The sequence below is a fragment of the Sphingobium sp. CFD-2 genome, assembly GCF_024611135.1.
GTDB lineage: Bacteria > Pseudomonadota > Alphaproteobacteria > Sphingomonadales > Sphingomonadaceae > Sphingobium > Sphingobium fuliginis.
The window spans coordinates 2,696,280-2,715,664 of sequence record NZ_CP084405.1 but is presented as its reverse complement, the minus strand read 5'-3'; the positions used below and the strand labels follow the sequence as shown (position 1 = coordinate 2,715,664).

General features: G+C 62.2%; 25 protein-coding genes. 9 read left to right on the top strand and 16 right to left on the bottom strand.

Annotated elements, in window-relative coordinates; translation table 11 throughout:
* Nucleotides 1–637 precede the first annotated feature (637 nt).
* A complete protein-coding gene (gene groL / locus LDB29_RS13420; RefSeq protein WP_025548312.1) occupies nucleotides 638–2,257 on the bottom strand; it encodes a chaperonin GroEL in 1,620 nt (539 codons plus the stop codon).
* Between the two features lie 55 nt (nucleotides 2,258–2,312).
* Nucleotides 2,313–2,627, bottom strand: coding sequence for a co-chaperone GroES (groES, locus tag LDB29_RS13415; RefSeq protein WP_025548310.1), 315 nt, complete (start codon nucleotides 2,625–2,627; stop codon nucleotides 2,313–2,315).
* Between the two features lie 272 nt (nucleotides 2,628–2,899).
* Between groES and LDB29_RS13410 the strand changes: the two genes are divergently transcribed.
* The 3 genes from LDB29_RS13410 to LDB29_RS13400 are packed head-to-tail and all read left to right on the top strand — an operon-like array spanning nucleotide 2,900 to nucleotide 3,763.
* Entirely contained in the window at nucleotides 2,900–3,136 is a 237-nt protein-coding gene (locus LDB29_RS13410; protein ID WP_257554366.1) for a hypothetical protein, read from the top strand.
* Nucleotides 3,133–3,402, top strand: a complete 270-nt coding sequence (locus LDB29_RS13405) for an usg protein (protein ID WP_025548307.1) — start codon at nucleotides 3,133–3,135, stop codon at nucleotides 3,400–3,402. The genes LDB29_RS13410 and LDB29_RS13405 overlap by 4 nt, the downstream gene beginning before the upstream one ends.
* On the top strand, nucleotides 3,380–3,763 hold the full coding sequence (locus LDB29_RS13400) for a hypothetical protein (protein ID WP_244968613.1): 384 nt from the start codon (nucleotides 3,380–3,382) through the stop codon (nucleotides 3,761–3,763). Before LDB29_RS13405 ends, LDB29_RS13400 begins: the two co-directional genes overlap by 23 nt.
* 1 nt (nucleotide 3,764) lies before the next feature.
* Here LDB29_RS13400 and LDB29_RS13395 read toward each other — a convergent pair whose 3' ends face one another.
* From LDB29_RS13395 to LDB29_RS13380, 5 genes are all read right to left on the bottom strand, one after another.
* On the bottom strand, nucleotides 3,765–4,397 hold the full coding sequence (locus LDB29_RS13395) for a MarC family protein (RefSeq protein ID WP_044660232.1): 633 nt from the start codon (nucleotides 4,395–4,397) through the stop codon (nucleotides 3,765–3,767).
* A 104-nt stretch (nucleotides 4,398–4,501) separates the two neighbouring features.
* The gene (locus LDB29_RS13390; RefSeq protein WP_257554360.1) at nucleotides 4,502–5,104 is read right to left on the bottom strand and encodes a hypothetical protein; all 603 of its coding nucleotides are present in this window, start codon (nucleotides 5,102–5,104) and stop codon (nucleotides 4,502–4,504) included.
* Entirely contained in the window at nucleotides 5,067–5,363 is a 297-nt protein-coding gene (locus tag LDB29_RS29395) for an NADH dehydrogenase ubiquinone Fe-S protein 4 (RefSeq protein ID WP_373886344.1), read from the bottom strand. Before LDB29_RS29395 ends, LDB29_RS13390 begins: the two co-directional genes overlap by 38 nt.
* A 243-nt stretch (nucleotides 5,364–5,606) precedes the next feature.
* A complete protein-coding gene (locus LDB29_RS13385) occupies nucleotides 5,607–6,122 on the bottom strand; it encodes an Hsp20/alpha crystallin family protein (RefSeq protein ID WP_044660230.1) in 516 nt (171 codons plus the stop codon).
* A 74-nt stretch (nucleotides 6,123–6,196) separates the two neighbouring features.
* Nucleotides 6,197–6,670, bottom strand: a complete 474-nt coding sequence (locus LDB29_RS13380) for an Hsp20 family protein (protein WP_025548302.1) — start codon at nucleotides 6,668–6,670, stop codon at nucleotides 6,197–6,199.
* Between the two features lie 373 nt (nucleotides 6,671–7,043).
* Between LDB29_RS13380 and LDB29_RS13375 the strand changes: the two genes are divergently transcribed.
* Nucleotides 7,044–7,868, top strand: coding sequence for a transposase (locus LDB29_RS13375; protein WP_239659778.1), 825 nt, complete (start codon nucleotides 7,044–7,046; stop codon nucleotides 7,866–7,868).
* Nucleotides 7,869–8,024: 156 nt separating this feature from the next.
* Here the strand turns inward: LDB29_RS13375 and arsH are convergent, their stop codons facing one another.
* From arsH to LDB29_RS13350, 5 genes are read right to left on the bottom strand one after another with little or no spacing between them, the layout of a single operon-like run.
* Nucleotides 8,025–8,777 (bottom strand): arsenical resistance protein ArsH, encoded by a 753-nt coding sequence (gene arsH / locus LDB29_RS13370; protein WP_099186149.1) that lies wholly within the window; start codon nucleotides 8,775–8,777, stop codon nucleotides 8,025–8,027.
* A 40-nt stretch (nucleotides 8,778–8,817) separates the two neighbouring features.
* Nucleotides 8,818–9,486: an MIP/aquaporin family protein gene (locus tag LDB29_RS13365; RefSeq protein WP_099186148.1), complete on the bottom strand. Its 669-nt coding sequence runs from the start codon at nucleotides 9,484–9,486 to the stop codon at nucleotides 8,818–8,820.
* Nucleotides 9,483–9,914, bottom strand: coding sequence for an arsenate reductase (glutaredoxin) (arsC, locus tag LDB29_RS13360; protein ID WP_044660227.1), 432 nt, complete (start codon nucleotides 9,912–9,914; stop codon nucleotides 9,483–9,485). Before arsC ends, LDB29_RS13365 begins: the two co-directional genes overlap by 4 nt.
* Nucleotides 9,911–10,258: a helix-turn-helix transcriptional regulator gene (locus LDB29_RS13355; protein WP_257554353.1), complete on the bottom strand. Its 348-nt coding sequence runs from the start codon at nucleotides 10,256–10,258 to the stop codon at nucleotides 9,911–9,913. Before LDB29_RS13355 ends, arsC begins: the two co-directional genes overlap by 4 nt.
* A 24-nt stretch (nucleotides 10,259–10,282) precedes the next feature.
* Nucleotides 10,283–10,600 carry a hypothetical protein gene (locus tag LDB29_RS13350; protein ID WP_137710318.1) on the bottom strand — a complete coding sequence of 106 codons (318 nt, stop codon included), beginning with the start codon at nucleotides 10,598–10,600 and terminating at the stop codon, nucleotides 10,283–10,285.
* 109 nt (nucleotides 10,601–10,709) lie between these two features.
* Between LDB29_RS13350 and LDB29_RS13345 the strand changes: the two genes are divergently transcribed.
* The 5 genes from LDB29_RS13345 (at nucleotide 10,710) to LDB29_RS13325 (ending at nucleotide 14,736) form a co-directional block, all read left to right on the top strand.
* Nucleotides 10,710–11,162 carry a helix-turn-helix transcriptional regulator gene (locus LDB29_RS13345; protein WP_044660225.1) on the top strand — a complete coding sequence of 151 codons (453 nt, stop codon included), beginning with the start codon at nucleotides 10,710–10,712 and terminating at the stop codon, nucleotides 11,160–11,162.
* On the top strand, nucleotides 11,138–11,605 hold the full coding sequence (locus LDB29_RS13340; RefSeq protein WP_128830873.1) for a hypothetical protein: 468 nt from the start codon (nucleotides 11,138–11,140) through the stop codon (nucleotides 11,603–11,605). Before LDB29_RS13345 ends, LDB29_RS13340 begins: the two co-directional genes overlap by 25 nt.
* Nucleotides 11,606–11,631: 26 nt before the next feature.
* The gene (locus LDB29_RS13335; RefSeq protein ID WP_025551792.1) at nucleotides 11,632–12,066 is read left to right on the top strand and encodes a hypothetical protein; all 435 of its coding nucleotides are present in this window, start codon (nucleotides 11,632–11,634) and stop codon (nucleotides 12,064–12,066) included.
* Nucleotides 12,063–12,590, top strand: a complete 528-nt coding sequence (locus tag LDB29_RS13330; protein WP_025551790.1) for a hypothetical protein — start codon at nucleotides 12,063–12,065, stop codon at nucleotides 12,588–12,590. The genes LDB29_RS13335 and LDB29_RS13330 overlap by 4 nt, the downstream gene beginning before the upstream one ends.
* A gap of 823 nt (nucleotides 12,591–13,413) precedes the next feature.
* Nucleotides 13,414–14,736, top strand: coding sequence for an FAD-binding oxidoreductase (locus LDB29_RS13325; protein ID WP_257554352.1), 1,323 nt, complete (start codon nucleotides 13,414–13,416; stop codon nucleotides 14,734–14,736).
* A 160-nt stretch (nucleotides 14,737–14,896) separates the two neighbouring features.
* Here the strand turns inward: LDB29_RS13325 and LDB29_RS13320 are convergent, their stop codons facing one another.
* The 4 genes from LDB29_RS13320 to istA all read right to left on the bottom strand — a co-directional run bounded on the left by LDB29_RS13320 (nucleotide 14,897) and on the right by istA (nucleotide 19,258).
* Nucleotides 14,897–15,823 carry a glyoxylate/hydroxypyruvate reductase A gene (locus LDB29_RS13320; protein WP_044660222.1) on the bottom strand — a complete coding sequence of 309 codons (927 nt, stop codon included), beginning with the start codon at nucleotides 15,821–15,823 and terminating at the stop codon, nucleotides 14,897–14,899.
* Complete coding sequence (locus tag LDB29_RS13315) at nucleotides 15,824–16,858, bottom strand: dihydroxy-acid dehydratase (RefSeq protein ID WP_257554350.1); 1,035 nt, start codon at nucleotides 16,856–16,858, stop codon at nucleotides 15,824–15,826.
* A gap of 139 nt (nucleotides 16,859–16,997) precedes the next feature.
* On the bottom strand, nucleotides 16,998–17,765 hold the full coding sequence (istB, locus tag LDB29_RS13310; RefSeq protein WP_054944222.1) for an IS21-like element helper ATPase IstB: 768 nt from the start codon (nucleotides 17,763–17,765) through the stop codon (nucleotides 16,998–17,000).
* Nucleotides 17,762–19,258 carry an IS21 family transposase gene (gene istA / locus LDB29_RS13305; RefSeq protein WP_082430708.1) on the bottom strand — a complete coding sequence of 499 codons (1,497 nt, stop codon included), beginning with the start codon at nucleotides 19,256–19,258 and terminating at the stop codon, nucleotides 17,762–17,764. The genes istB and istA overlap by 4 nt, the downstream gene beginning before the upstream one ends.
* Nucleotides 19,259–19,385 lie beyond the last annotated feature (127 nt).

The following is a 19,385-nucleotide window of genomic DNA, read 5'->3' as shown; positions in this document are numbered from 1 at the left end:
CGCACAACATGGTCACTGCCGCCTTGATCGCCTGCGGATCATCGCTTCTGGTGTCGTACACCGCTGAGTAGCGCGCCTCGACACAAGCGCGCGCCGCGAGCTCGAGACGCTGATGATGGATCTTTATCGCCTCGACCAAGCCTTGACCAGCCGCGTCTTCTGGTCGTCGGCGGGCGAACGCTAAAACTTCAGACTACGCGAACGCGAGACATATTGGCAGCGCACGAGAAGATAGAAGATATTGGCGCCACTGTGGCGCTGCAACATCATGCGACGCCGGGTCAGCGAGAAGAGTCCACGAATCAGTTCAGGGCCTTGTTTGGACGAATATGATGTGGTCGATACTCGCCTCCATTAGCGATCGTTCTTTAACAGCGGGACTGACGTTAAGCGCCATTTCGCGGGTCGAAGGCCCTCAACCAAAGCGTCATCATGGGGGCGTTGCGGGGCAGGCTGTGCGAAAACTATCCGTTACGCCTCACCAGTTTGGGTCCGCTTTCGGCCGTTCATCCCTCAACAGCCGGATCAGCCGCCCTGACAGCCCCAAATTGGTGTGGACGATGCTCATGACCTTTGATTCAAGGCCGTTCACACTCGGCGAAAATTAGGAGGCCCGGGCAGCCAGGCCTCCCGATAATCAATAATCCATCGCCGGCGCTGGCGCGGTCTTCTCCTCCTTCGGCAGCTCGGCAACGAGCGCCTCCGTCGTGATGAGCAGCGAGGCGACCGAGGCGGCATCCTGAAGGGCGGTACGCACCACCTTGGCCGGATCGATCACGCCCGCCTGGACGAGATCCTGATATTCGGCGGTGGCGGCATTGAAGCCCCAGTTGTACTCGGAGCTTTCGAGCAGCTTTCCGACGATATAGGCCCCATCCTCGCCGGCATTTTCGGCGATCTGCCGCGCAGGCGCGCGGAGCGCCCGGCGGATGATGTCGATGCCGGACTGCTGGTCGTCATTGGCGGCCTTGAGACCGTCGAGCGCCTTGATCGCGCGGAGCAGCGCGATACCGCCACCCGGCAGGATGCCTTCCTCGACAGCGGCGCGCGTCGCATGGAGCGCGTCGTCGACGCGGTCCTTCTTCTCCTTGACCTCGACCTCGGTTGCGCCCCCGACCCGGATCACCGCGACGCCGCCGGCGAGCTTCGCCACGCGCTCCTGCAGCTTCTCGCGGTCATAGTCGGACGTGGTGGTCTCGATCTGCTGGCGCAGCTGCGCAACGCGGCCGTCGATATCGGTCTTTTGACCCACGCCATCGATGATCGTCGTATTGTCCTTGTCGATCGTGACCTTCTTGGCGCGGCCAAGCATGTCGACGGTGACATTCTCCAGCTTGATGCCAAGATCCTCGGAGACGACATTGCCGCCGGTCAGGATCGCGATATCCTCGAGCATCGCCTTGCGGCGATCGCCGAAGCCCGGCGCCTTGACCGCCGCGATCTTGAGCCCGCCGCGCAGCTTGTTGACGACCAGCGTAGCGAGCGCCTCGCCTTCGACATCCTCGGCGATGATGAGCAGCGGTCGGCCGGACTGGACGACCTTCTCGAGCAGCGGCACCAGCGCCTGCAGGTTTGAAAGCTTCTTCTCGTGGATGAGGATATAAGGATCGTCCAGCTCGACCTTGAGCTTCTCGGCATTGGTGATGAAATAGGGCGACAGATAGCCGCGGTCGAACTGCATGCCTTCGACCGTCTCCAGCTCGGTCTCGAGGCTCTTCGCCTCCTCGACCGTGATCACGCCCTCGTTCCCGACCTTTTCCATCGCTTCGGCAAGGATGCGTCCGACCTCCGCGTCGCCGTTGGCCGAGATGGTCGCGACCTGTGCGATCTCGCTGTTGGCGCCGACCTTCTTGGCATGGCTCTTGAGATCCTCGACGACGGCGCCGACCGCAAGGTCGATGCCGCGCTTGAGATCCATCGGATTCATTCCGGCGGCAACCGCCTTCGCGCCCTCGCGCACGATTGCCTGGGCCAGCACGGTTGCCGTGGTCGTGCCGTCGCCGGCCTTGTCGTTCTGCTTATTGGCGACCTCGCGCAGCATCTGCGCGCCCATATTCTCGAACTTGTCGGCGAGTTCGATTTCCTTGGCGACGGTGACGCCGTCCTTGGTGATGCGAGGCGCCCCGAACGACTTCTCGATAACGACATTGCGGCCTTTCGGACCAAGCGTCACCTTCACGGCGTTCGCCAGCGTATCCACGCCGCGCAGCATGCGGTCACGCGCGTCCGACGCAAATTTCACTTCCTTGGCAGCCATCTGCCAGCTCCTTTCTTCAATTCCTTCCTGATGATTAGAGGAATGACAGGCTGGCTCAGGCCGCCTGCTTCAGAGGCACGACAGTGTCGATCACGCCGAGAATGTCGCTCTCCTTCATGATGAGCAAATCCTCGCCACCGATCTTGACCTCGGTGCCCGACCATTTGCCGAACAGGATGCGGTCGCCGGCCTTGACGGACAGCTCGACGAACTGACCGCTGTCGTCACGCGCGCCGGGCCCAACGGCGACGATTTCGCCTTCCTGCGGCTTTTCCTTGGCCGTGTCGGGAATGATGATGCCGCCCGAGGTCTTCTCCTCGGCTTCGATGCGGCGGACGACCACACGGTCGTGCAAGGGGCGGAAATGCATGCATAACCTCCAGATGCAAAACAGAATGGGACAAGCCTGCCGTTCATCGGAACGACAGGTTTGCAAGAACTAGGTAAAGAGATTTTTCCGATCAAGAGATGGAATGAAATTTTTTGGCACTCGCTTCCCCGGAGTGCCAATTCAGCCATTTTCAGCACCATGTGCCCACATCTTCCCTCTTGACGCGACTCAAGGTGTCACCAAATCTTCTCCCGTCTGCGTCACCACCGCGCGCATGAGAAAGGAGCGACACAAGGAAAGGAGTCACGGCCATGTCGCAGCCATTTTCCCGATTTCTGCACCCGTTTGACGTTGCGCACCATCCAAGTCTCGAACCCGAAGTAAAGCGGGCCATCCTCGCCTCCTGGGCGTTCGACCGCTCCGCGGTGAAGGACCAGCCAGCGCTGCGCAAGCCGCCCGGTGCCAGACGCGCCGTGCCGATCGACGAGGTCTTGGCTGCCATGCGCTCGCTCGATAAAGCGCGGACGGACGGCCGCTCGCTGCAATGACCGATCGCGGCTTTATCGCACAGCTGGAGGGCTACGGTCTCACGACCGCCGAGATCCATTATTACCGGCCCGATGCGCCGTCGCTTCTCCAGCTGTTCGTCTGGCAGGAATATGATCTCGCGCCTGATTTCCCCGTGCTGTTCGATTTCCTCGACCATTGGCGGCGCGAGATCGAGGCAGCGCTCCATTCGGTTCGGATCGCCCACGGCCGACTGATCGGACCCAGGGAATGGCGCGCGGTCGATGGTATCATCCCGCTCCCATGACGCCGGTCTTGCCGAGCGCTGGCGCAAGCGGGGCGGACGGACGGTGCGCCTCGTCCTCGCCTTCGACCACATCATGGAGTTCGCGCTCGCGCTGCTGTCGGCACCGCCGGACGAGCTGGAAGCGTTGGGCTGGAGCTTTGCCGATCGCAAGCGGCTCCTCGATCACTTCCTGCGATCCGGCAAGGCGGCTGAGCATATTCCCCCGGATGCACTGGGGCAAAGTCTGATCACGCTGCGGTTGCCGCGGCGGGATTTGGCACTGCTGCAGCGCTTCGCCCGCCGTGAGCTGCCAAGGCAGCTTCCAATGCCGCCATGCTCGACCGGGTGCTTCGGGTGCTCGATCAGGCCGCATAGTGGGTGATTCAGCCGACAAGGAAGGGCGCGGCCGCGAGGCCATCGAAGATGAACTGGACGGCGAGTCCGGCGAGAAGCACGCCGGAGAGGCGGCCCACCACGTCGGCACCGGTGCTGCCGAGCAGCAGGACGAGACGGTCTGCGGTGAGCATCGCCAGCCAGGTCAGCACCATGCAGGCGATGATCATCGCGAGCACGCCGCTCCCCTCGATCCAGCCCTCGGTGCGGCCCATGACCAGTACGGCGGCCGAAAGGCTGCCCGGACCCGCAATCAACGGAAACGCCAGCGGGAAGACCGCGATGTCGCCGGGCCCCTCGGCTTCCCGGCGCTCGCCCTCGCTGATCGACGAGAGTCCCGGGCTCGAGAAGGTGAGCGTCATTGCCTGGAGGAACAGCAGCACGCCGCCCGCCACGCGGAATGCCGGTAGCGAAATATGCAGGAGCGAGAGAACCGTGCCGCCCGCCACTGCGAAAAGCAGCAAGACGCCAGAGGCGATTATGACCGATCGGGCGGCGAGGCTGATCCGCTCGCTGCGATGAATCCCAGCCGTCAGGCCGGCGAAGACCACCGCCGTTTCGATCGGACCGATCGTGACGAGCAGGGTGATGAAGCTCGAGAGGATACCGGCTGTTACGTGCATGAGCTAAGCAACTGCAGACTCGTAAAGGGAGCGGCGCCAGCGGCGCTCCCCTATGATACAGGCGACTTTGAACAACCTCCCGCGTTGACCATCAGCAGATTGCGTCATGTTCGGCGCAGCGCGTCGGTCCGGTCCGGATGGACGACCGTTGCCGACGGCGCTTCGCGGCAATCACCTGAACTGTTCGACACGACGCTGGGTTGCCGGCCCGAGCCGAGCGAGGTGGCCCGTACGCTTCGGCTGCACGTGCTTCCGCCATTGATCGTCGAGACAAAACTGTAGCTGACGGTGCCCGGAGGCAGGCTGCGCAGCGCCGTCAAGTCGATCTTCCCATCATCGGCGATCGCCGGGAGCGGCAATGCGTGGACCTGGCGCATCATCAGGTCGCTTTGCCGGTCCAAGTCGGCCGCGATCCGATCGAACAGGGCGAATGGAGCCGCCTCGAACGGATCGAACCAGGCGATCGGCGCCAGGCTGGAGGCTGGCGCGAACGTGACTTTCGGCGCCACATTACCCTGATATTCTATGCGGGCTACCGTGCCGTCCGGTAGGCCGACCTTCATCACATGACGGTCGTGGCTCGCCGCCAGCGCGGTGCCCATGACGGCGACCGCCGCCACCCCAGCCAGGACGGCTGCACGAATTTTTCGCATCAATCGTCTCCTCTGATCATGGTGAATGTGAAAATGCCATTCCGCCGCCGCCAACCGCTGTTCCCAGGCTTTGGGTGCCCTCAAGCACGGCCGCATACCGGCTGCAGCATCGCGCGTGCGGACCTGTGGGCCAGCAGCACAACTTCGGCAGGGCTTGATCGGTGAGCCGGGGCTGCATGGAACGGCCCGATCGTGCCACTCCACGAACCTCGAAGGACACGCCTTCGCGCCGACAATAGCGCACGGCCACTTCTAGGTCGGGAAAGCGGAGTTCGATCTGCGCAAGCGGATCGCCTCCTCCTGCCCATCCCATCAGCGAATCGGCGCGCGAGCCCCAGCGCTCGGCGAAGCGCAGCCGCCACATGCTCCTTGGACGCGACCGGACTGGTTGACCGCGATCGGCACCGGCTCGATGATCGCCAAGGCATCCTGCGGTAGCGCGCTTGCGCGGCTTGGGCCAGAACCATGATTGTCGTTGGCGGCACGGCTCTCCGGCTCGGGCGGAACGTCCTGCGGCTGGAGGGTCGGCCCGGGGCTAAAGCCCCGGGCCGCGCCGTCATGCGGCCCTCGCATTGATCGGAATGCGGCGGACATTCTCATTCGCCGCCTCCGACTTTGGCAGGGTGACGGTCAGCACGCCATTTTTGAAGGTCGCGCTCGCCTTTTCCTGTTCGACGCCACGCGGAAGGCCGATCCGCCGTTCGAAGCGTCCATAGCTGCGCTCGCTGTAGCCGCGGTCCTTGTCTTCGACCTCGGATTTCTTCTCGCCGCGCAGCGTCAGCACGCCTTCCTCAACGGTGATGTCGAGGTCCTTCTCATCGAGGCCGGGGAGTTCGGCCGTGACGCGGATGTTCTTTTCGGTCTCGCCGAGCTCGACATTGGGCCACGACAGGCTGCCGTCGAACGCGCCGAGTGACGGCACGCCGAAACCGCGGAAGACGTCGTCGAACAGCCGGTTCACCTCGCGGTGAAGCGACAGCAACGGGTGGTCGCTCCGGTCGCGCTCGGCGCTGACCGTGGCGGGGAGCCGGTTCTCCTGCCGGCTCCAGGGGATCAGATCACGAAAAGCCATGATGTCATCTCCTTTTCTGGCTAGAGAGTTGAGTGAATCCCGCCGCCCGCGAGGGCGGCGGGAGGAAGTCGGGATTAGGCCGACTCGAGACTCTTCTCCTTCGTCGCCTCGATCCGAGTCTGGGTCGGCGTGTTCCCGCTGATCTCGATCTTGCGCGGCTTCATCGCTTCGGGGAGCACGCGCTGCAGGTCGATCCTCAGCATGCCATTGTCGAAGCTGGCCGAGCGAACCTCGACGAAGTCGGCCAGCTGGAACCGCCGCTCGAAGGGCTGGGCCGCGATGCCGCGATGCACATACTGCCCCTGGTCCTTGTCTTCGGCGCGCTTGCCGGTGATGGTCAGCTGGTTCTGCTGCGCCACGATCTCGATCTCGTCGGGACGGAAGCCGGGGACCGCGAGCGTGATGCGGTAACTGTCCTCGCCCTGCCGCTCGATATCGAAAGGCGGATAGCCATCGTCTTCGCGCATGCCCGATTCGAGCAGGTTGAAGAGGCGGTCAAAGCCGACCGTGGAGCGCCTGTAGGGCGCAAAGTCAAAACTGGTTCTCATTTCCAAATCCTCCTGATTGAGCAATTTGGGCATGAGACGCGCCGGAGAGAGCCGGCGCTCTCCATGTCCAACCGGACCCGGTTATCAGCGTCCGGCAAGAGAAAAGTTAGGAAGGGGGGAAAGGGTTTCAAGAGGGAATTTTCGACTGGCCCGCTCCTCTGTGCGGTCCGCCGTTCGGCAGTCCGGCGAGGGGCCTCCGGCTCTTGAAATCCTCACGACCAGAACGAGGCAATCGGTGCCGACCGGGCCCCTCTGACGGTGGCTGTTCAGCCCCCGTGATGTCGGACCGCATCGATTGCGCTCGGTGCAGGATCGCAGGCTTCATGCCGAAGCCGCCGAGTGCCTCATCAATTTGGAAACAATGGAGTGAGGCATGAACAGACCATTTGACCCTATTACGTACCCGCCACCGTCATCGGAGCGTGCGGCAGGCGCAGCCGTCTACGACGAGGGCCTTCGCCGGCCCATGCCCGGCGTCTATCGCAACATGGCGGGCTACGCACGCGCGCCGAAGCTGCCGTCTTACAACCTTCAAAGGGTGGTCGATGTGAAGAGTGGCCTCATCATCCATCACGACGCGTTCAACGACGCGAACGACAGCCATTTCCTCCACCCGGTATCGTTGGCGGCCAAAGATGTCCTGGACGCTGACGAATTGTACGTTCTGGCCGACGGCGGTTACCCCAACGCCGAGGAGGTTGCCCGCTGCGAGTCCGAGGCGATCATAGTGTCCGCACCGATCAAGCGCGGCGCGATGAATACGGAGCACTTCCGGCAGACTCAATTCGTTTATGATGACGAAAGCGACACGATCAGGTGCCCAGCCGGTCAAACTTTACGCCGGTCCGGCAAGCGCACTCGCAACCGCGCGATTCGATACCGGACATCAGCGTGCAAGAGCTGCGCCCTGAAGCCTCGCTGCACGCCAGGCGTCCAACGCACGATCCATCGACTATTCGATCAGAGCGCGTTCGATCGGATGGAGGCGCGGATCTATGCCGATCCAAACCTGATGCGAACCAGGCGATGTACGGTCGAACATCCGTTCGGAACCATCAAACGAATGTCTGGTGGGGGTAGGTTCCTCACCAGAGGATTGCGGAGAGTGAAGGCGGAAGCGGCGCTGTCGGTGCTGGCCTTCAACATGATCCGCGTAGTGAACACTGTCGGAACCGGAGCATTGGTCCGGCCGAGCTGAACGGAGTCGCGCCGCTTCGAGACTGAAGGGCCCGGCTCGCGGCACCGCCGGCGTGGCGAGTTTCTGCACAGCCTGGGGGCTGAGCCCGCCCGCAGAAGGGGCGGCCGAGACTCTGCGGCTCGGCGGCAGGGGGAAGGCTTTCCCCTACAGAAGCCCTTACTGCCGCTGGTGCGCGATCGCGATCGACGACAGATCGGTCTCGGGGTTCACCACCAATTTTGCAGATTTCCGCTCCGAATAGCGATCGACAAGCTGGCCAGCATGCGGACGAAGCAGCACGGTCATCCGCACCAGTTCCTCCATCACATCGACGATGCGGTCGTAATAGCTCGACGGCTTCATCCGGCCAGCCTCATCGAACTCCTTATAGGCCATCGCGACCGACGACTGGTTGGGGATCGTGAACATCCGCATCCACCGTCCGAGAAGGCGCAGCGTGTTGACCGCGTTGAACGACTGCGAACCGCCCGACACCTGCATGACCGCCAATGTGCGCCCCTGGGTCGGCCGCATCCCCTTCATCTCGAGCGGCAGATGATCAATCTGCGCCTTCATGATGCCGCTAATCGCGCCGTGTCGCTCGGGGCTGCACCAGACCTGGCCTTCCGACCAGAGCGACAGCTCGCGCAGTTCATGGACAGCGGGATGATCGTCGCCTTTAACCTGGTCGGGCAGCGGTAGATCGGATGGATCGAATATGCGCGTCTCAGCGCCGAATAGCTGAAGCAATCTGGCAGCTTCCTCGACCGCGAAGCGCGAGAAGGATCGATCGCGTAGCGACCCGTAGAGTAGCAGGATGCGGGGTGATGGCTGGTCGTCGCCAAGGCCCAGCGCCGGGCGGGAAATAACATAGGCCGGGTCAAGCGCCGGGAGGCGATCGGGATCGTAAAGCAGGCGAACGCGGGTCATGACGGTTCCTTGGTAAGTATCGTATCGAAGAAAATCCAATCTAAGCCGCCTCGCTATGCGGTTCCGCGAAGATCGTGCCGGCAACGAAGTGCGCGGCCAGCGCGCCGATAAGCTGGGCAGCGATGAAGGCGGGCACGCAGGCCGGGGCGATCCCGGCGAAGCTGTTGCTCAACGACCGGGCGATGGTGATTGCAGGATTGGCGAAGCTGGTCGACGAGGTGAACCAATAGGCTGCGGTGATGTAGAGCGCGACGCTGATGGGGATGCTCTCGGGCCGCATATTCGCCGTTCCGAGGATGGCGAGGATCAGCCCGAATGTCGCGATGGCTTCGCCCGCGAGCTGGCCGGGACCGCTGCGGATCTTGCCCGACAATTGGAGGATCGGCAGGTCGAACATCAGATGCGCGAGCCAGACGCCAACTATGCCGCCAACGAGTTGGGCAGCGACGTAAGCGATAGCCGTATCGGTGCGGATGTGGCCGCGCAGCCGCATGACCAGCGTGACGGCCGGGTTCATATGGGAGCCGGACACCGGCCCGAACATCGTGATGAGGACGAACAGGATCGCGCCGGTCGCGAGCGTATTGCCGAGAAGGGCAATGGCGACGTTCCCGCCGGCAAGCCGTTCGGCCATGATGCCCGAGCCGATGACCGTGGCGAACAGCATGAAGCTGCCCGCCGCCTCGGCAAAGACGGCACGCCGGGTCACGCGGCCGTGATGCGGTTCCCCGCCCCATCGACGACCTGCTCGCCGTCCTCCTTCGCGAAGGCTCCGCGCTGCGCATCCGGCAGGATGTCGAGCACTGCCTCGGACGGCCGGCAGAGCTTCACGCCGAGCGGCGTCACCACCAGCGGACGATTGATGAGAATGGGGTGCGCCATCATCGCATCGATCAAGGTTTCATCGGATAATGTATCGTCACCCAGGCCGAGGTCGGCATAAGGCGTGCCTTTCTCGCGCAGGAGTGCGCGCGGCGTCATGCCGGCCCGCTCGATCATTTCGATGAGCAGTGCGCGCGACGGCGGTGTCCTCAGATATTCGACGACATGCGGCTCGACCCCCGAATTGCGGATCAGCGCCAGCGTGTTCCGCGAAGTTCCGCAGCCGGGATTGTGATAGATGACGATGGTGGTCACGGGCGCCCGGTCCTTCGGCAACAAGTGAGGTCGGCGAGCAGCGGCTCGCAGAGTTCAGCGCGGCCCTGACAGCAATCCTTGGCGAGAAAGATCATGAGGCCGCGAAGCGTGTTGATATTGGCGCGCTGAATCTGATGCCGGCCGCGCTTGTCGGCGCTGACGAGGCCAGCCTTCGCCAGAACAGCGAGATGGGTGGAAAGGGTGCTTTGGCTCAGGCCGCTGGCTTCGACGAGCGCCCCCGTGGACAGACCGTCGGGCTCATGCCGGACAAGCAGGCGAAAGGCATCGAGCCGCGTGGGGTGTGCGAGCGCCGCAAGAGCTTTGAGAGCGAGGTTCGGATCCATGCATCGGATTTATCCGATGGGTTTTCATCTGACAATATGCATCGACATTTCACGATAGATTAGAGTGATCACCATCGTCTTGCCGTCTATGGAAGACTTGGCGGCCCTTCCCATTGCATCGATGCGGATTTCTTGAGCCGTTGCCGCAACCAGGTGAGGCCGGGTGCCTGATGGTGTTGCATCATCTCCCGCATGTTCGGCAATGGGATAGGGGGCTCGAAGATGTCGAGAGGCAGCGCCCTGGCCATGACGCACGCCGATCTTTCGTGCGGTCGAGCAGACCAAGCCGGCCTGTTCATGAATCACAATACTATCTAATTTGGCGTCGAATCGCTGCCCCACGCTGCGCTGAGGGAGGGGCAGCCTTGCACCATGGCGGAATGAATATGCGAATGAAATTTGGCGCCCCGGTCGATTTGTGCGCCATCGTCCCTGCGCCGGATATAAGCACATGAGCGACCCGGACATCTCGCGCCTCACTGACAAGCAGAAAGAATGCCTTCGCTTGGTCGCCCAGAATCTCAACACCAAGCAGATCGCCAGGCAGATCGGCAAATCAGATCATGCAGTGAACCAGCGGGTGCGCCAGGCATTGCGCGCGCTGGGGGTTGCCGATCGTTTCGAAGCCGCCCGCATTCTCTCTGAAGTGGAGGGACGGCAGACATATCAGCCATTGATATATCAACCGGAAGAGGTTGCCATCGCCCCGCAAATGTCGATTGTTGGGGGGCAGGAGATGCCGGTCGAACATCAAGCACTGCGCATCCCTCCGCTGGGAGGCCGAGACAATGATCTAGATGCGTTGCAACGCATGAAGTGGATCCTGAGCCTGGCGCTCATGATCGGCGGAACGGTTGCCGCGCTTGTCGCGGCCGGCCTGTGGATCATGTCTTTCTTTTCATAGCGGTCGCGCGTTCAGACAATCCGACTTTCAAGACGACGCTCGTCGTCCAAGGAGATCCCATGTCCAAAGCTGACAGCCCCATGCCGCTTAGCAAAAATGCCGCCCAGACGGTGGTCACCGACCTGAACATGGCTTACGCCAAGCTCGACGATTTACTTGCCCACACGCTTCGGGCCAGCGCGAACATGATCGAGGTGGGCCGGTCCATGGGACTTGATCCTCTAAGCGGGCAGAAGATTTTTTCCGACCTTACGCGCTGCACAAACGCCATATTGCAAAGCCGCCAGAGCCTAGTCGAGGCGCATAGCAAGGCGCACCGCATCCGCAAGCGGTCCGAGGTCGCCGACGAGAATCTTTTTGGCTGCCCCCGGGAGAAAATGCAGAGCGGCAAGGCGGGCGTGCCGTCGCTGTTCGGCGATATACCCGGCAGTGCCGCCGCCTGAGAGACCGCCTATCTCGGGGAAGTCGAATGGATCTGTCCGCCGCCTTCAATGCAGCTCTGATCTGCATAGCGCTTTATGTCTGGCTCCAAGGTGGCTGGGCAGGAAAAGCAGGTGCCTTGCTCGTCATGCTGGCGAGCCTGCTCACCTACATCGGAATGGGTGGCCATCATCCATTCGGCAAGCCCAACCCTCTGGTGTTCAGCGGCGACCTGCTGCTGCTGATCGGGTTCATCTATCTCGCGCTGACCTCGTCACGATGGTGGCCGATCTGGGCAGCGGCCTTCCAGTTCAATGGCGTCTGTTCGCACCTGGTTGCCTGGGCAGCGCCCAAGCTGGTTTCCAAGGTCTATTACAGCATGACCACCGCCTGGGGCATTCCCATCCTGATCGTCATGGCCGTCGGCGTGCTGATGGATCAACGTGCCTCGAGAAGGCTCGAAAATGGGGGGATTCAAAGATGACCGCCATGTTCGGCCAACGCGCAGCACTGCTCCGCCCCACAGATCTTAAGGCGATCGAAAACGATCTTGCCCGCCTCAGCGAAACCATTCGATCGCTGACGGGACCTTCCGAAATCCTTGTCGATCCCGGGGGGCAGGAAACCCCTTCTTCGATGGGTGACGTGGCGGAGAAGCGTCTTGGCTCTCTGGCGCGGCGCTTGTTGCGAGAAAGCGATGCTCGGCAGGCGGTGTTACCGTTCGGCATCACTATCGATCCGGCGTGGCATATGCTGCTGGACCTTTTCGCTGCCGAAACAGAGGGAAAGGCCATTTCAGTGAGCAGCGCCTGCATCGCTTCGGGAGCGCCGCATACGACGGCGCTGCGCTATCTCAATCAGCTGTGCGAGAAGGGGGCCGTGATCCGGGCGCCGGATACCGTGGATGGCCGCCGGATGCATATTCATCTGGCGGAGGAGTTCCGCTCTCGAATACGCGACTATCTCGTTCTGGTGGCCGAGGGGCGGGAGGAGCATCAAACCCCGTAATAGCTGTCAGTTTGAGTGACCAATATGAACCCATCTCTCAGCAAGTCTTTGATTCCTTATGGGACATGGCCAAAGATAAGCGCTATCCTTCATTTATCCCGAGCCAAGAAGCCATAGGGTCGCGTTCCCGCCTCTTCGTGCCTCCCTCCACGAAGAGGCGGGACAATTTTCATCAGGGCCACCCGATTTGCATTTCGGCGGGCAATCCATCTGCCATGCCGCCCCGGAATGACTTTGTTCATGAAGGTCGTTCCGGATAGATATTACGGCACTCGCGCGATAAGGAGTCATTTCGTCGCTGGCATGCGTATATGCTGGCGAGGTAAGGGCCAGGGTGGCAATTTAGGATTATGTCGGTGGACGCATAGCGCCGCATCCAAAACCGTTCCATCTGCGCGATGGACGACTCGGTCAGAAAGGCGCAATATCATTGCTCTTCTCCCCCTTTGGAAGAAGTCTTGGCCCCGCCTCTGTCCCCCTACTGAGGCGGGGCCATTTTCAGTAGCCGTCAGTTGCGTCGGCGGCGGCCGCAAAGTCGGTCATCCGTGGGCGACACCATCGCCAGCCCCGCCTCGAAAGTGCTCACAGCGGGCATCTTTTTTCGAACCGTCACTGCCTGGTCTAAAATGGACGGTCTGCTCGCCGTCCAACCCTTACTAGGCGGTGCGGCATGCCAGGCAGAGCGTTCCCGATCAATCAAGCGGCCAAATCCCGAAAATCTTCCGAAATCCTGTGTGATTTCGGTGCATTCTATCAAGTGCAAGATGCAATGAAGAATGATGGAACGCCGCTTCCACCTCTTTGCATCGAGGTCCGTTGAAACATGTCACCCCAGGTCGAGCGCATTCATAGTGACGAGCGTCTTCCGTCTGAGGCTGACGTCGTCATCGTTGGCGGCGGCATCCTCGGCTCTACAGCGGCCTATTATCTAGCGAAGCGCGGCCTCTCTGTGGCGCTCCTCGAGAAGGGCCACGTCGCTTGCGAACAGTCGAGCCGAAATTGGGGTTGGTGCCGCCAGCAGAACCGCGACCGGCGCGAACTGCCGCTCTCCGTGCTCTCCATGCGACTGTGGGACGAACTCACGCGCGAAATTAATCGAGACCTAGGCTTCCGACGGTGCGGCCTTGTCTATGCGACTCATGACGAGGCCGTGCTCGCCGGTTGGGAAAAGTGGCGCGAGATCGCCCGGGAATACGATGTCGATACCCAGGTGCTGAGCCGGGCGGAAGTGGCCGAGCGCGTCCCCGAAGCGCGCGGCAAGTGGGTCGGCGGGACCTATTCGGAACAAGACGGCAAGGCCGAGCCTGCCCTTGCCGCGCCGGCTATTGCCGAGGGGGCCAGGGCTTTGGGCGCGACGATCCACCAGGAATGCGCCGCGCGGGCAATCGAGCTGGCCAACGGAAAGATCGCGGGCGTGCACACGGAGAAAGGTTACATCAAGGCCAGCGCCGTGCTGTGTGCCGCTGGCGCCTGGTCCTCTCGCTTCCTTAAGCCGCTCGGGATCAGTTTCCCTCAGGCGAGCATCCGACAGACCGCGCTGCGTTCCACCCCGACGATCAACATAGGTGAGGCGGTCTCCACACCCTACTGCACGATCACGCGCCGACTGGACGGCAGCTATACGCTTGCGATCAGTGGCAAGGCGAACCTCGAAATCACGCCGCAGGCTATCCGTTACAGCCGTGAATTCATGCCGCAATTCTTCCGTCGCCTGAAGAATGTCAGGCTTGGCATCGGCCGATCGTTCGTTTCGGGGCCGGATTCAATGCAAGCCCTGCTGACAGGCGACGATCGGATTTTCGAACAGAATCGCGTACTGGATCCTCCGCCTTTGAAATGGCTGGTGAGCCAGGTGGTGGAGAGTGTACGGAAGACCTTCCCCCAACTCGGCCAAATCGAGATTGATAGCGCCTGGGGTGGCTTCGTCGATTGCACGCCGGACGCAGTGCCTGTCGTATCGAAGGTGGACGGGGTGGATGGCCTTGTCCTCGCGGCGGGCTGCTCCGGGCATGGATTTGGATTGGGTCCGGGTCTCGGCTATCTGGCTGCAGAGCTTGTCGCGAACGACACGCCTAGCGTGGATCCCGTACCGTTCCGGCTGTCCCGACTGGTCGATGGATCGAAGCTGAACATCGCGGCGATCTGACTGCCGGGTCTGAAGTCAGGCCCGGCGCCCACAGGCAAACTCAGTAGACAGGCAGAGAGGCGAGAGGGCCGGCCCCGTGCCCGCTCCGTCAGGTCTGTCGCTTATTGGTAGCGGGCGCCCCGCCTATGACAGGATCCAGCGGTGGCCCCAACACCTTGGATCAATAGCCGCGGGATCGGTCTATCACGCCGATGAGCGGTTCGTTGCGTTGATCTCGACGAATGTTGTCGAGCAGGATCGGTGCGGCCGTCTCCGGTTGGGTCATGCTCGCCACATGCGGTGTTACAAACACCCGGGGGTGCGCCCACAGCGGATGTTCGGGCGGGAGCGGCTCGGTTTCAGTGACATCAAGGATGGCCCTGCTCAAATGACCGCTGTCCAAGGCGGCCAGAAGGTCGGCTTCGACCAGATGAGGCCCCCGTCCGACGTTAATGATAGACGCACCATGAGGCAGGGCAGAAAATGTCTTGCTGTTCAATATACCCACGGTGCTTGGCGTGAGTGGCAGCAGGCACACAAGAACGTCGCATCTACTCAGGAACTCGTTGAATTGTTCGGCCCCCGCATAGCTATCAACACCGATAATCGTGCGCGGGGACCGGTTCCAGCCCCGGAGGCGAAAACCATAGCTGCGCAGCCTTTCGAGTACCGCGCGGCCCAGAACCCCCATTCCCATCACCCCAATTGTACGGGAAGAAGCCGGTGGAACCTCGAGCGGGTTCCATTCTCGCGATGTTTGGGCCTCGACATAGTCGAAGAAATCACGGTGAACCGCGAGAACCGCGAGACTCACATATTCGACCATGCCGTCGATGATGCCCGGTTCGACCATGCGGACGAGGGGGACGTGATCAGGCACTGCGGAAAGATCGACATGATCGACGCCGGCGCCCGACGAGAACAAGACCTTCAGCCGCGGCAAGGATGTCAGGAACTCACGCGGCGCCTGCCAGGCAATCAGATACTCGATCTCATCGAGGTTTCCAGCATCCGGCCAGACGCGAAAGTCGAGGTCGGGAGCATGCTTGGCGAAAAACTGGGACCAAGCTGCGGCGCGAGGCGCGTCGGAGCGATAGAGGATCGCCATTTACCATCCCCCCACCCAGCCGTCGAACAGCCCGTCGGGGAGTGAATCCTTTTCGGCACCGCGCAGGAAGTCGAAGTCGCAGCCCCGATGGGCTTGCTCGATGTGGCGACTATATAGCGAGCGATAGCCGCGGTTGTGGCGAGGCTGCGGTGCCTGCCATTGGGCACGTCGACGCTCGAGCTCGTCGCTGTCCACCAGCAGATCGAGCCTCCGTTCTGCAAGATTGAATTCGATCATGTCCCCGTCGCGAACCAGCGCCAGCGGCCCACCGACTGCCGCTTCGGGAGAGACGTGCAATATGGCGGCCCCATAAGCCGTGCCGCTCATCCGAGCATCGGATATGCGCAACATGTCCCGTACGCCTTGCGCCAGGAGATGGCGGGGCAGCGGCAGCATGCCCCATTCCGGCATGGCCGCACCCACGGGGCCGGCGTTACGCAGGATCAGTATGCTGTTCTCGTCAATGCCGAGCGCGGGATCGTCGATCCGATCGGCGATCGTCTGAACGTCTTCGAAAACGACGGCCCGGCCACGGTGATTGAGCAGCCGGGCTTCCGCGGCGCAGACCTTTATAACGGCGCCATCGGGAGCAAGATTGCCCCGCACAACCGCTAGAGTTTCTCCGATCCGAACGGGCTTGTCGAGTGGACGGATAACGTCTTCGTCGAGTATTTCGGCCGCCGAAACGACATCACCGATCGTTTGACCGCTAACGCTGCGGGCGTCCAAATGGAGCAGGGGAGCGAGCCTTTTAAGTAATGCCGGCACCCCGCCCGCAGCCATTAATCGCTCGGTCAGATGCTCGCCGGCCGGCTGAACATTGGCAATCAGCGGCACCCGGCGACCAATCTCATCGAAACGTTCGAGCGAGAGGTCCACACCGGCGCGCCCGGCAAGTGCCAGAAGGTGGATGATCGCGTTCGTCGATCCGCCCACGGCGCAGAGCAATGTGATCGCATTGTCGAATGCGCGCCTGTCAAGTAGTGTGCGCCCGGCTTCGGCAGCATTTGCGAGGATTACGCTGCGGCGCCCCACCTCCCGCGCAAATTGTCAACGGCGGAGTAAAAGTCGGCCATTGGGCGGCGCAAAATCAGGCCGGGTGATCCGTGTGCTGGCGAGCGCCGCGAGGGCGTAGCCCGAGTGGGGGTCGCCAACACACGGATGGTCTTTTCTGTCAGGGGTTGGAGCGTGCCTTGCGCGCCTGGCTTTGGGCCAGACGATAGCTCTCTCCGTTCATCTCGAGTATGGAGACGTGGTGGGTAAGCCGGTCGAGGAGCGCGCCTGTCAGGCGCTCGGAGCCGAACGTTTCGGTCCACTCGTCGAACGGCAAGTTGCTGGTGATCAGCGTCGAGCCGCGCTCGTAACGCTGCGAGATCAGCTCGAACAGCAGTTCCGCGCCGGTTTTCGAGAGCGGCACGAACCCCAGTTCATCGATGATGAGGAGCTTGTATCCGGCCATTTGCTTGTGGAGGCGCAGAAGGCGGCGTTCGTCGCGTGCCTCCATCATCGCGCTGACCAGCGCGGACGCGGTGGTGAAGCCGACCGTCAGGCCCTTCTGGCAGGCGGCAAGGCCGAGGCCGATCGCCACATGGGTCTTGCCGGTTCCCGAGGGACCAAGGGCTATGACGTTCTCGCGGCGGTTGATCCAGTCGCAGCGTGCCAGTTCCAGCACCTGCATCTTGTTGAGCTTGGGGATCGCGGCAAAGTCGAAGCTGTCGAGGCTCTTGGCGGCCGGGAACTTCGCAGCCTTGATCCGGCGCTCGACCATCCGGCGTTCCCGGTCGATCAGCTCCAGTTCGACAAGCCGGGCAAGGTAGCGGACGTGATCTGCGCCCTCGGCCGCGCATCGCCGGGCCAGCTTGTCATGCTCGCGCAGGAAGGTTGGTAGCTTGAGCGTCTTGAGGTGGCTGGCCAGTAACAGCTCGGGGGACGGACTGCTCATGCCGCATCCTTCGCATCGCCCGAGAGCAACTGCATGTAGGAGCGCGCCGATGTCGTCTCCACCCTGGCTCTGGGCAGATAGGGATAGATCGCCATGTCCAATCGGGGTGGTCGGCGCTCCACCCGGCACAGCAGGAGATGCTTCACGGCATCAAAGCCGATCGCCCCGATATCGAGAGCCTGCTTTACGGCCGCATGCAGATCGGCAAGCGTGAAGCTCTCCAGCAGACGCAGCACCTGCACATACTCGCGCCGACCATGCTTGCCCATACGAGCTTCCATGAGGCGGCGCAGCGTTGCAAACGCTTCGGGCAGGTGCCAGCCTTGCAGGGGCGCTGCCTGATCGAGCGCATTGATCTTCTGTTCGATCAGGGGAAGGTAATGGATGGGATCGAAGATCACGTCCTCGCGCTCGTAGCTGCGCACATGACGGGCAATGACCTCGCCCCGGCAGCCGATCACCACCTCGCCGACATAGCCCCGGATCCATACCTCCTGATGGCCGAAGCGCACCGGCACCGAGTAATCATTGGTCCGGTAACGCACCAGCGCCTGCGACGAGACCTGGCCGCTGGTCTGGTCACAAGCCTCGAACGGGGCAGCCGGCAGTTCCTGCATCGCCGCCAGATCGCGCTTCAGCCTCTCGCCGATCGTCTCGCTCTCGCCCCGCAGCCGGTCGTTCTGACGCTTGCGGCATTGCTCCTCGAGCCACAGGTTGAACGCCTCCCACGTCGCGAACCGGGGGATCGGCACCATGAAGTTGCGGCGAGCATAACCGACCAGCCCTTCAACACTGCCTTTGTCGTTCCCCCTGCCGGGACGGCCGTAACGATCGCGGATCAGGTAATGCGACAGGAAGCCGCTGAACAGCCGGGCGCGCTGCCTCGTGCCGTCGGGCAGGATCTTCGAGACCAGGCAGCGGTCGTTATCGTAGACGATCGACAGCGGCACCGCGCCGAAAAACGCGAAGGCGTGCACGTGGCCGTCCATCCATGCCTCGGCAACGGCAGCGGGATAGGCGCGCACGTAGCAGGCGTCGCTGTGCGGTAGATCGAGCACGAAGAAATGCGCCTTCTGCACAACACCGCCGATCTCGACCATGGCCTCACCAAAATCTGCCTGGGCATGGCCGGGCGCATGCGCCAGCGGCACGAACATCTCCCGGCTGCGCTGCTCGCGCTGTCGGATGTAATCCTTGATGATCGTGTAGCCGCCGGTGAAACCGTGCTCTTCGCGAAGGCGGTCAAATACCCGCTTCGCCGTATGACGCTGCTTGCGCGGAACCTGACGGTCACCATCAAGCCATGCATCGATGATCGGAACGAACGCTTCCAGCTTGGGCCGCCGCACCGCCGCCGTCCGGCGGTAACCGGGGGGCTCCGAATACGACAGCATCTTGCGGACCGTGTCGCGCGATACGTTGAAATGCTTCGCCGCCTCACGCTGGCTCATGCCGCCCGCGCAAGCAAGACGCACCTTCAGGTAAAGATCCACGGTATATATCTCCACGCCCTCCCTGCTCGCGCAAAGAAGGCAAAGTGGACGACTTTTACGCCGCCCGCAGCAGCACTTCGCCGCCGCCACCGTGGTCTAATTTTGCACCGCCGTTCTCACCCTGACA

Coding starts and splice junctions, on each gene's coding strand:
- LDB29_RS29395 (WP_373886344.1), bottom strand. CDS start 5,363: ATGGGATGGGCAGGAGGAGGCGATCCGCTTGCGCAGATCGAACTCCGC.
- arsH (WP_099186149.1), bottom strand. CDS start 8,777: ATGACCCGCGTTCGCCTGCTTTACGATCCCGATCGCCTCCCGGCGCTT.
- groES (WP_025548310.1), bottom strand. CDS start 2,627: ATGCATTTCCGCCCCTTGCACGACCGTGTGGTCGTCCGCCGCATCGAA.
- LDB29_RS13330 (WP_025551790.1), top strand. CDS start 12,063: ATGACCGCCATGTTCGGCCAACGCGCAGCACTGCTCCGCCCCACAGAT.
- LDB29_RS13405 (WP_025548307.1), top strand. CDS start 3,133: ATGACCGATCGCGGCTTTATCGCACAGCTGGAGGGCTACGGTCTCACG.
- istB (WP_054944222.1), bottom strand. CDS start 17,765: ATGAGCAGTCCGTCCCCCGAGCTGTTACTGGCCAGCCACCTCAAGACG.
- LDB29_RS13410 (WP_257554366.1), top strand. CDS start 2,900: ATGTCGCAGCCATTTTCCCGATTTCTGCACCCGTTTGACGTTGCGCAC.
- LDB29_RS13380 (WP_025548302.1), bottom strand. CDS start 6,670: ATGAGAACCAGTTTTGACTTTGCGCCCTACAGGCGCTCCACGGTCGGC.
- LDB29_RS13395 (WP_044660232.1), bottom strand. CDS start 4,397: ATGCACGTAACAGCCGGTATCCTCTCGAGCTTCATCACCCTGCTCGTC.
- LDB29_RS13355 (WP_257554353.1), bottom strand. CDS start 10,258: ATGGATCCGAACCTCGCTCTCAAAGCTCTTGCGGCGCTCGCACACCCC.
- LDB29_RS13385 (WP_044660230.1), bottom strand. CDS start 6,122: ATGGCTTTTCGTGATCTGATCCCCTGGAGCCGGCAGGAGAACCGGCTC.
- LDB29_RS13325 (WP_257554352.1), top strand. CDS start 13,414: ATGTCACCCCAGGTCGAGCGCATTCATAGTGACGAGCGTCTTCCGTCT.
- LDB29_RS13400 (WP_244968613.1), top strand. CDS start 3,380: ATGGTATCATCCCGCTCCCATGACGCCGGTCTTGCCGAGCGCTGGCGC.
- groL (WP_025548312.1), bottom strand. CDS start 2,257: ATGGCTGCCAAGGAAGTGAAATTTGCGTCGGACGCGCGTGACCGCATG.
- LDB29_RS13320 (WP_044660222.1), bottom strand. CDS start 15,823: ATGGCGATCCTCTATCGCTCCGACGCGCCTCGCGCCGCAGCTTGGTCC.
- LDB29_RS13345 (WP_044660225.1), top strand. CDS start 10,710: ATGAGCGACCCGGACATCTCGCGCCTCACTGACAAGCAGAAAGAATGC.
- LDB29_RS13335 (WP_025551792.1), top strand. CDS start 11,632: ATGGATCTGTCCGCCGCCTTCAATGCAGCTCTGATCTGCATAGCGCTT.
- LDB29_RS13375 (WP_239659778.1), top strand. CDS start 7,044: ATGAACAGACCATTTGACCCTATTACGTACCCGCCACCGTCATCGGAG.